This is a genomic window from Lacticaseibacillus sp. 866-1, assembly GCF_016861825.1.
Classification (GTDB): domain Bacteria; phylum Bacillota; class Bacilli; order Lactobacillales; family Lactobacillaceae; genus Lacticaseibacillus.
In genome coordinates, this window is record NZ_BOLU01000046.1 from 1 (window position 1) to 8,198 (window position 8,198).

The window sequence follows — 8,198 nt, forward strand, 5'->3', positions numbered from 1 at the left end:
AGCCTCGCTTTCGTGATGGTTTTTGTCGACTCAACCTTAGCATATAGGCGCACCCAATGGGTGAAACACCAAAGCAGCGCAGTCCCGTGTGAATCATGGGATTGCGCTGCTTTTTTGAAATTCTATGAATAATCCAGGCTTGCTAAACCCGCTAGCATCTGCGTTTAACTTGGCGCTAAGTGTGTAATCTGCCATCTATCTTCACTCCCTTCTTTGTTAGAATTGATTGATAACCGCTCATAATCGAACGGAATCTATCCCGTTTAGCTGTTAGAATCACCAGATCAGCCCGCTTGCGGTGGATCTGCTTCAAGGCTTTTCTGCCATCTGTTACCGCCGCGGGGATGCCCGTAGCAATTTCGGCTTTTGCTTGTGTCTCGTAATCTGCTAGCACAGCCTTGATAGTGCTGATTTCTTGATTTAGATCACTTAGCTGCCGTGCCATGTTCTGCATTTGATGCTGCACGTTTTCCCTCATCTTCATTTTGATCACCCCCTTTGCTGAATCGTTATTTTATAGCTGGAATACATTTAAGGTTTTATAAGGTTTCTCAGTTGCTTAGATCTCGCAACGACTTGGCCGAAACGTTGAATATCCAGTTCTTTCGGCTTAGGTTTGCTGGCTCGAACTCTGCCAGGATCATCGCGCCCTTCATCTGGCCGTTTGTTATGTAGAAGCCACCAGGCGAACGCTCGAACAGGCTTTTCAGCCGATAACTGTGGGCGCTAGGGTTGCTGCCTTTGATCCTGATTAGCCGTTCGCACCACTGCACCAACGTCAGCAAATCTGTACGGCTCATATGAACCACGTCATACGGGTTATCCATCATCGCCTGAAGCGGGATATACAGCGCGCTAATCTGCCCCCAGGTGTGAAGCAGATCTCTTTGACGTAACGGAAACCCTTCAAGGTTAAGCACTCTCATCGGTCTCATCCTTTCTCTGTTTTTCCAAGTAATTCAATAAGGCATCAATTTTGCCAACGCCGGCAGCTAGGTGACGTTGCGCAGTACGTTTGGTGCAGTAAGTGAGGGAAGCAACCTCAGAGAGGCTATAGCAGTCCTGGTAGTAATACCTAACCGTTTCTTGTTCCTGGTCTTTCCCGAAAAAGTCCAACATATCTATCCAGCCAGATACTTGTTTGGTGATCTGCCTCAATTTGGCCTCTTGTGCCTGAAGCGTGGCCTCGTATAGATCTAACGTTTCTTGCTGATCAGGTGTGCGGTATTTGCATTGCCTGAGTTCATCACAATGCTGTTTCAGGGCCAGGACTTTATCCCGCTGCTCATTTACCCGGTTCAGCTTTGTTTTTGTCTGATAATACGGATCCATAATTCGCCGTTCTGGCATGATAGCCAGCCCCCTAACTGATTTGGTTTAGATCTGAAGCCAGCCACTGCGGTTGGCCTCGATTTGCGATCTGATTCATGCTGATCATCCTTCCTGTCCTGCTGTCCCTACTTTGTCCCTACTTTATTTTTCAGATAAAAACGCGCTATTCACTGAGGCTGTAAGGCTGTCCCTACGTCCCTAGTTTTTGGCCTCAAAACTTGGTGAAAGCCGTCACCTGTTCTCTCTCTTATTTTTTCTTTTTCTCTTTTTTAAATTTTTTTCCAATTTCGAGAGAGAAAGTAGGGAAAGTAGGGACAGACATACAGCAGCAAGGGATAGCCGCGATTTACGAACTAGGGACAAACTAGGGACAATCTAGGACAGGGGACTCAGTGCCCCCCGTCGAGTAAGGCCCAAGGCTTGTTTTCTTTGAGTTCAACGCCGATATATCTGTAAGGCCTATCCTCACCAACGCGCACACGTCTGCGACTAATGCCTCGCTGCTGAAGTTTCGCACTGATTGTTTTAAGTGAGAGTGGCATATAGCCGCTTCCCTCATACCAGGCTTTACATGATCTATAAAATTGCTGTGGATCAGTTTGCAGATCCGCATTTCCTCTCATTACTCGACACCGATCCTCTAAGAACTGCCCGAAAATATCGTTCTCTGTCAGCCACTCGTTGGTGCTGGTTTCTAGTGCGTCAGAGTTAGAGAACTTGCCGCGATCCATGGCCGCCTTGAAGGCTTGAATGCTTTCCATCGCGAACGCCGGCGCTTCAGCCTCGATCTTTTTGGTATCGAACTGATCCCACCAGCCGGGGTTTTTACGCGTGTCGCCATTGATCAGGCGCATGACTTTGACCCGATCAGCAAAGCCCGCCGTGGTATCGCTGAAGGTTGGCAGCTCGTTAGCACTAAATAGCAACTTGGCGTGGTTGGTGAAGGTAACGCCGTCCTGGCCTTTGTTCTCGCCTTTGGTTAGATCATTACCAGTGAGGGACTTCAGCACGCCCGTGTTAGTTAGGCGGCCATCTGAGATATCAGCGCAGATATTCGCTTCCTTGTCCTTCAGCAGCATCACATTGAAATGCGACCGCTCACCGGATAGTTCAGCGGGTACCACGGTTGAAACGTTCTCTTTGCCTAGAATGTTGTTCGCCAGGTGAGCTAGTAGGGTAGATTTGCCTTCCCCGCCGTCACCATGCAGGAACACCAGGAACTGAAACGGCGCGTAGCTGTGATAGAACATATAGCCGATATACTCGATAAAGAACTGAGCGGCATCGCCTAGCATCGCAGTGAGCAGTTTTCTGGTCTCAGGTGCCCGGTTGTTCGTTGGATCAACTGCGTAATCATGCCTAGCGCGCAGATAGTCCTTAGCCTGGTGCTCGCGCAGTTGGCCGGTCTTAATGTCATACGTGCCATTTTTGAAGGCCACCAGCTCAGGCTTGACGTGATCGAACGGGGATGATTCCCCGGCGTTTGGATCATGACTAGCCCGGCGGATATACTTGCGAATTTTCTGCACGTTGTTATCTGAGTAAGCACCCCAGGCAGTCAGGTCTTTGGTGGCTTGCGCCTCGATCACTGAGTTAGCCCCGCCGCGCTTAAAGAACTCCCAGGTGCCGCTATCATCCAGATATTGAGCGCCTTCAGGCAGTGCGCTGAGTGATAGCATTGGCCGCTGCTTTAGGAAGGCGTCACCGTAAACCACTTCATTCACGTACACGATGCGTTTGGTTTCGTGGTTCTTAACGCTGAAGCGCACTGTAAGCCATGCAGGCAGCCAGCCAGATAGTCTTTTGTTATAGGCAGCCAGAGCATCAGGATTGGTCAGATCTGCCCCCGTTGGTGCGGGATAGGCGTATACGTCAAACGGTTCGCCTTGATGCTTTGCCGCTTTCTTTTGCGCCTTTGTCATTTGCTCAGCGACCTCTTTCACATCGCTTGGCATCTCTTTTTTAGGCATTAGTCTTGCCGTCCTTCCTCATGCTTCATGACCGATTTATAGATCTCATCAACTTCATGGCCATCAAGCGGTTCATCTAAAAAATTGTCGTTCGTGATAAGTAACAAGTTATAAACGGTATCGGGATCAGCCCCGGTAAAAATCAGCTTGCCGGCTAGCCTGGTCAGATAGTCGTTCCTGCTGCCAACGCCGGCCCCGTTTACCATTTCATCTAGCAGCTTGCCCGCCCACTTTTTCTTGATGATCGAGTGGATGCCATCAGGTGAAGCTGAGACCCGTTCAAGCTCATCTAGAAGCCATCTGGGCGCTTCTGCGATATCTGCGATACGTTTATCGCCAGCTCGCTTATATCGCTTACCGTGGCGAATACTGGGCAATACGGGAACGCCTTGCGCGTTGTAATCAAGGCCGGTAACTTCTTCGCCAGTAGCGAACAGGTTGGCGCGCTGCGTTAGGTGCAGATCAGCGGGGTAGTGATAGAAATAGTGAAACCCGCCGCCTGGTGTTTGCTCAGTGTAGGTACTTGGCAGCACACCGGCGCGCCCCTCAGCCATCAGCCGCTTCAGGTTGGCCAGGCCATCGACCCCGCTAGCATGGCCGCCAGCGTCAATATCGAACACCAGGATACTGATATCGCTCAGCCCTATGCCGATATTCGCCAGCGGGTTAGCTTGCCACCATTCCGCTGCCTGTGCCTGGTCTAGCGTGGCGTCCTTGAAGCCATGAGATCCCTTAAAGGGGATGCTGGTGCCAGGTGCTAGGGGATAGACTGGAAAGCCCTTTTGTTGATACTTTTGCGCGAACTCTCCAAACGTGCCTTTCATTCCAGGCCCTCTAGCTTCTGGCGCTGGTCTCGCAGTTCGTCCTGAGCTAATTCGGTCAGGTTGCGCCAGGTCTCATAACGGTTGCTTACTTGCGTTGCTAGTAAGGCGTCTGTCGTGCTGCTCTTATTGGCATCCGCTCGCTTGACGAGATCACTGATATCAGCTAACTGATCATTCAGTGCAGTGAGCACTGCCTCTACCTGGTTGAGCTTGATAGCGATTGGTGCCAGCTTTTCAAATTCTGAATTAACGTTTTGCATTGTGATTGCCCCCATATTGGTATTTTTCTGATATAATGAAGGCAGAAAAACAGCCTTGGTCGGATGATTTTCTACCAGCCAGCCTTCACCGTGTGTCAGCGCGGTGAGGGCCTTTTTCTTTGCCACTAAACTCGATCCACATCCCCGCAATCGCGCCTAACAAGAACGCTATGCCTAGGCCGCCGATCGTTTGCGTGTGTGTGATGATCCAAAGAACGAAACCAGAGAAAAGCTCTGTCATGATGCTCACCTACTTTGTGCCGCCGCGTTGGCGGCTTTTTTAGATCTGGTTACTACCTGCCCGCAAGACTGGAATTTTTTTAGTATTGATGTTTCAGTAACCAGGTATCGACTTCGCTTTTCTTGTACATCTTCAAGCTGTCTACTGTGATCGTTGGCAGCCCTAACGCGGTCAGCTTATCGACCGTGGCAGTGCTGCATCCCAGGTAATCTGCTAACCGGGTGCGGTTCATGTATTCGCTGAATGCGTGCTTGCCAGCTACCTGCTTGAATGCTTCCAGGGCAGCCGCTCGCATTTCAGACTTCAGGCCCGTTTCAAACTCATCTGGGATAGCTAACGTGACTGATTTAGGCATATTCTCATCACTTCCTTTGCTGGTTTCAGGTGCCCGTTAGACCCGTTCATATAGCCATTTGTTGAGTTTTTTCAACGTGCTTGGCCGGGCCGTTGTACCATGTTCACTGCTGAGAATCCGATCAACCGTCCAGCGGCTTACATCGGTCTGGCGCGCCAGCTCAACAATTGAAATATTCTCTTGCCCGCGAACTCGCCGTAACGAACGAACAAACTCAGGCGTTGCTGTTGCCATTTGATCACCCCTATTTCCTAATACAAAAGTATTACCAACAACTAGATAATACCGATGTATCATATTCATGTCAATACTTTTGTGGTACACTGACAAAGTAGTACAACAAAAATGGGAGGAAGCTCATGCCTGGCAATGGAAACCGGATTAAAATTAGTAGAGAGAAAAGCAAGTTAACTCAGCAAGAATTAAGCGATGCGGCAGGAATTTCGTTACCTTCCGTTCGATCTTACGAACAGGGTGTTCGTAAACCAAAAATTGAAACGTGGAAAAAGTTAGCCAATGCCCTGGGTGTTTCTGTAGATTACCTTCGGGGTGTGGCTGTTAGCCGTGAAGACTTTGAGGCCAGTGTGATCAAGTACATCAGGCAGGCGATAAGCCAGGCACCCGATGGAACGCTAGGCAAAGCATTAGATGAGTATCTAAGAGTAGTTACGCCTTATGTTTCGATTGATTCCGACACAGGAAAACAGATCTATAGCACGACTGACGATTTGCAAGGTGGAATGGACTGGTTACTAGAACAGGACAACGCCGATGAAATAATTCACTCAGTTTTATCGGATGATGTGCTACCCGTAATTACTACTGAACTTTATCCGCGATATCCTAATGGCCTGAAAGACTACGGCAGCTACGACGAGACCATTCCACCAGACGAATACACTGGTGACCCGTACACAACGCCAGAAATAGAAATAGCCGCGATCCTCACGCGGTTTAGAAACGCGCAAGCTCACGGCATTGATTTAGAAGATCGAAGCACCCCGATTGAATTCAGAGGCAAGTTGCTAACTGATAAGGAACGTGATCATGTGATCAGTGATGTTGCTGATATGCGTGGTATTCACCTTGAAGGGGATGACTGATCATGCGAGATTATCCCGCTGAGCTAACTGAGCACGATAAAGACCTTATTAAGCAGTTACACGCTAAGGCCCCTGAGCTGAAAGCCCTGGGCTACACCGTGCAAGATGATCTAGTAAGACAGTATCTAGTGCAGCTCGATTATGCGGATGGTACAGCGCTTATCACTCTTGATGACATGAAGTCAATGCTTGACTTACACGGGAATCAGTTACGCGCCTGGCTGGTTTCAAGATCAGCACCTAAAGGCGTTGTCTACTACCTGTGACCATCTGAAAGGGGATGATCATAATGCTAGACGGGCCGCGAATACTAAACCGGCATGAGTTGGCCCTAGCCGATCAACTACGTGCTAAAGCAGGTGAATTAGAAGCGCTGGGCTTTGCCTTGCGTGATGATGCGCTGGTACAAGGCCATATCGTGATAGATCACGGTAATGAGACCGCCTGGCTGGCCTTTGATGAACTAAAGCCGATGCTGAAGCTGCATGATAGACAGCTCAGCGCCTGGCTAGTTTCCCGGATGCTGCCGCCAGGTACAGTATTCTGATCATTTAGAAATATTGAAACGTAACTGAGCTAGTCCCTGAATACCCTGCCCGCAAGCTGGTACGAAAGGGAGTATCAAAATGGCATCAATAGAAAAATATGAGACCGATAAGGGCCTGCGCTATTCGGCGCGCGTTTATATCGGCCGTGATGATCTAACAGGAAAGCCCCGGTATTCACGCAAACGCGGTTTTACCAGTAAAAAAGAGGCCACCCTCTGGGCGTCTAGATTGACCCTAGACGCTGATAGAGATGACCTCACAAAACGTAAACACATCAAATTTAAGGAAGCATATAAAGCCTGGTACACCGGCTATATCAACACGGTACGAGAATCGACATACTGCCGCACGGCGGGGATGTTTGATAATCATATTTTACCTGCGCTGAAAGATAAGCGCGTGGATGAGATCACGGTAGCTATGTTGCAACGCCTGGTCAATAAGTGGGCCAAGGAAGCCACCCGAAACTATAAGCGGTGGTTCGATTATGTTGGCAGCGTACTAGATTATGCGCTGCGGCAAGGGTATATCCCGGATAACCCGGCTAAGCGGGTGATCGTACCAAAGCGCCAGCCTAAAGCGGGGGATGCACCAGAGAATTTCTGGGATAAGCAGGCCCTGGCTGATTTCTTTAGCTACATCGACCAGGATAAGGAACCAGAAAAGTACACGCTTTTCCGGGTGCTGGCTTTCGGCGGTTTGCGCCGTGGTGAGTGCCTGGCGTTGACCTGGGCTGATATAAACTTTTCGGATGGCAGCATCCGGATCAATAAGACACTCACGCAAGGCGAAAAGGGGCGGCAGATCGTTCAAGCGCCTAAGACCAGCAAAGGCCGCCGCACGGTCTCGATGGATGCAATCACGATGAAGACGCTGAGACACTGGCGCGTGATTCAGATGCAGAAATACATGGCCCTAGGAATCAATACGCGGCGTTCTGACCAGCTTCTATTTGCCACCAGCAAGAATACCCACAAGTATCTAAACCAGCCTGAAAAGTGGCTAAAACAGATCGAGGAAGCAGATGAGGCGGCTGCTCAGTCTAAACTGCCTCACCGGATCACCGTTCATGGTTTCCGTCACAGTCATGCTAGTGCGTTGTTTGCTGCCGGGGCCAGCATCAAGGAAGTGCAGGAACGGTTAGGCCATGAAGATGCACAGACTACGTTAAATATTTATACTCACGTCACCAAAAACCAGAACGATGAGGCGGCGAAAAAGGTGGCTGATTACCTGGCATTTTGAGGCGCTAAGCTGTGGATAAGTAGGCAGATATGACCAAACGTATGACCAGCGCCCCTAATTTTAGCAAGTAAAGCGGCTCTAAGTCGCGGTATAACTGTGTTTCACGTGGAACTGGGTGCAAACCCCTGACCACCCAGAAAGCACCAAATCGTACCTCATCGGCTTCGGCTGATGGGGCATTTTTTTGGCTCTTCGTCAAGTGAAGTTGAACATAATTTATGAGAGTATCTAGACCTTAATTGGTCTAGGTACTCTTTTTTTAAGCCGCCAGGTTGTGGGCTTTGGGGTTAAACCAGACACGCTCAAGGAAAATACGGTTG

12 protein-coding genes are annotated in these 8,198 nt (G+C 49.5%); 4 read left to right on the plus strand and 8 right to left on the minus strand.

From position 1 onward, the window contains the following. Positions 1-175 precede the first annotated feature (175 nt). From JUE30_RS10890 to JUE30_RS10925, 8 genes are all read right to left on the minus strand, one after another. Complete coding sequence (locus JUE30_RS10890) at positions 176-484, minus strand: hypothetical protein (protein ID WP_203624842.1); 309 nt, start codon at positions 482-484, stop codon at positions 176-178. 67 nt (positions 485-551) lie between these two features. Continuing rightward, positions 552-926, minus strand: a complete 375-nt coding sequence (locus tag JUE30_RS10895; RefSeq protein ID WP_203624843.1) for a hypothetical protein — start codon at positions 924-926, stop codon at positions 552-554. Next, the gene (locus JUE30_RS10900) at positions 913-1,350 is read right to left on the minus strand and encodes a hypothetical protein (RefSeq protein ID WP_203624844.1); all 438 of its coding nucleotides are present in this window, start codon (positions 1,348-1,350) and stop codon (positions 913-915) included. The genes JUE30_RS10895 and JUE30_RS10900 overlap by 14 nt, the downstream gene beginning before the upstream one ends. 371 nt (positions 1,351-1,721) lie before the next feature. Then, positions 1,722-3,302: a phage/plasmid primase, P4 family gene (locus tag JUE30_RS10905; protein ID WP_203624845.1), complete on the minus strand. Its 1,581-nt coding sequence runs from the start codon at positions 3,300-3,302 to the stop codon at positions 1,722-1,724. Continuing rightward, positions 3,302-4,126: a bifunctional DNA primase/polymerase gene (locus JUE30_RS10910; RefSeq protein WP_203624846.1), complete on the minus strand. Its 825-nt coding sequence runs from the start codon at positions 4,124-4,126 to the stop codon at positions 3,302-3,304. Before JUE30_RS10910 ends, JUE30_RS10905 begins: the two co-directional genes overlap by 1 nt. After that, positions 4,123-4,512: a hypothetical protein gene (locus JUE30_RS10915; protein ID WP_203624847.1), complete on the minus strand. Its 390-nt coding sequence runs from the start codon at positions 4,510-4,512 to the stop codon at positions 4,123-4,125. Before JUE30_RS10915 ends, JUE30_RS10910 begins: the two co-directional genes overlap by 4 nt. 194 nt (positions 4,513-4,706) lie before the next feature. After that, positions 4,707-4,982: a DNA-binding protein gene (locus tag JUE30_RS10920; protein WP_203624848.1), complete on the minus strand. Its 276-nt coding sequence runs from the start codon at positions 4,980-4,982 to the stop codon at positions 4,707-4,709. A 36-nt stretch (positions 4,983-5,018) separates the two neighbouring features. Continuing rightward, positions 5,019-5,216: a helix-turn-helix transcriptional regulator gene (locus tag JUE30_RS10925; protein WP_203624849.1), complete on the minus strand. Its 198-nt coding sequence runs from the start codon at positions 5,214-5,216 to the stop codon at positions 5,019-5,021. A 125-nt stretch (positions 5,217-5,341) separates the two neighbouring features. On the opposite strand from JUE30_RS10925, the gene JUE30_RS10930 reads away from it, so the two are divergent. The 4 genes from JUE30_RS10930 to JUE30_RS10945 all read left to right on the plus strand — a co-directional run bounded on the left by JUE30_RS10930 (position 5,342) and on the right by JUE30_RS10945 (position 7,878). After that, the gene (locus JUE30_RS10930) at positions 5,342-6,085 is read left to right on the plus strand and encodes a helix-turn-helix domain-containing protein (protein ID WP_203624850.1); all 744 of its coding nucleotides are present in this window, start codon (positions 5,342-5,344) and stop codon (positions 6,083-6,085) included. 2 nt (positions 6,086-6,087) lie between these two features. After that, positions 6,088-6,351 carry a hypothetical protein gene (locus tag JUE30_RS10935; protein WP_203624851.1) on the plus strand — a complete coding sequence of 88 codons (264 nt, stop codon included), beginning with the start codon at positions 6,088-6,090 and terminating at the stop codon, positions 6,349-6,351. A 23-nt stretch (positions 6,352-6,374) separates the two neighbouring features. After that, on the plus strand, positions 6,375-6,632 hold the full coding sequence (locus tag JUE30_RS10940; protein ID WP_203624852.1) for a hypothetical protein: 258 nt from the start codon (positions 6,375-6,377) through the stop codon (positions 6,630-6,632). A 79-nt stretch (positions 6,633-6,711) separates the two neighbouring features. Then, complete coding sequence (locus JUE30_RS10945; RefSeq protein WP_203624853.1) at positions 6,712-7,878, plus strand: site-specific integrase; 1,167 nt, start codon at positions 6,712-6,714, stop codon at positions 7,876-7,878. Positions 7,879-8,198 lie beyond the last annotated feature (320 nt).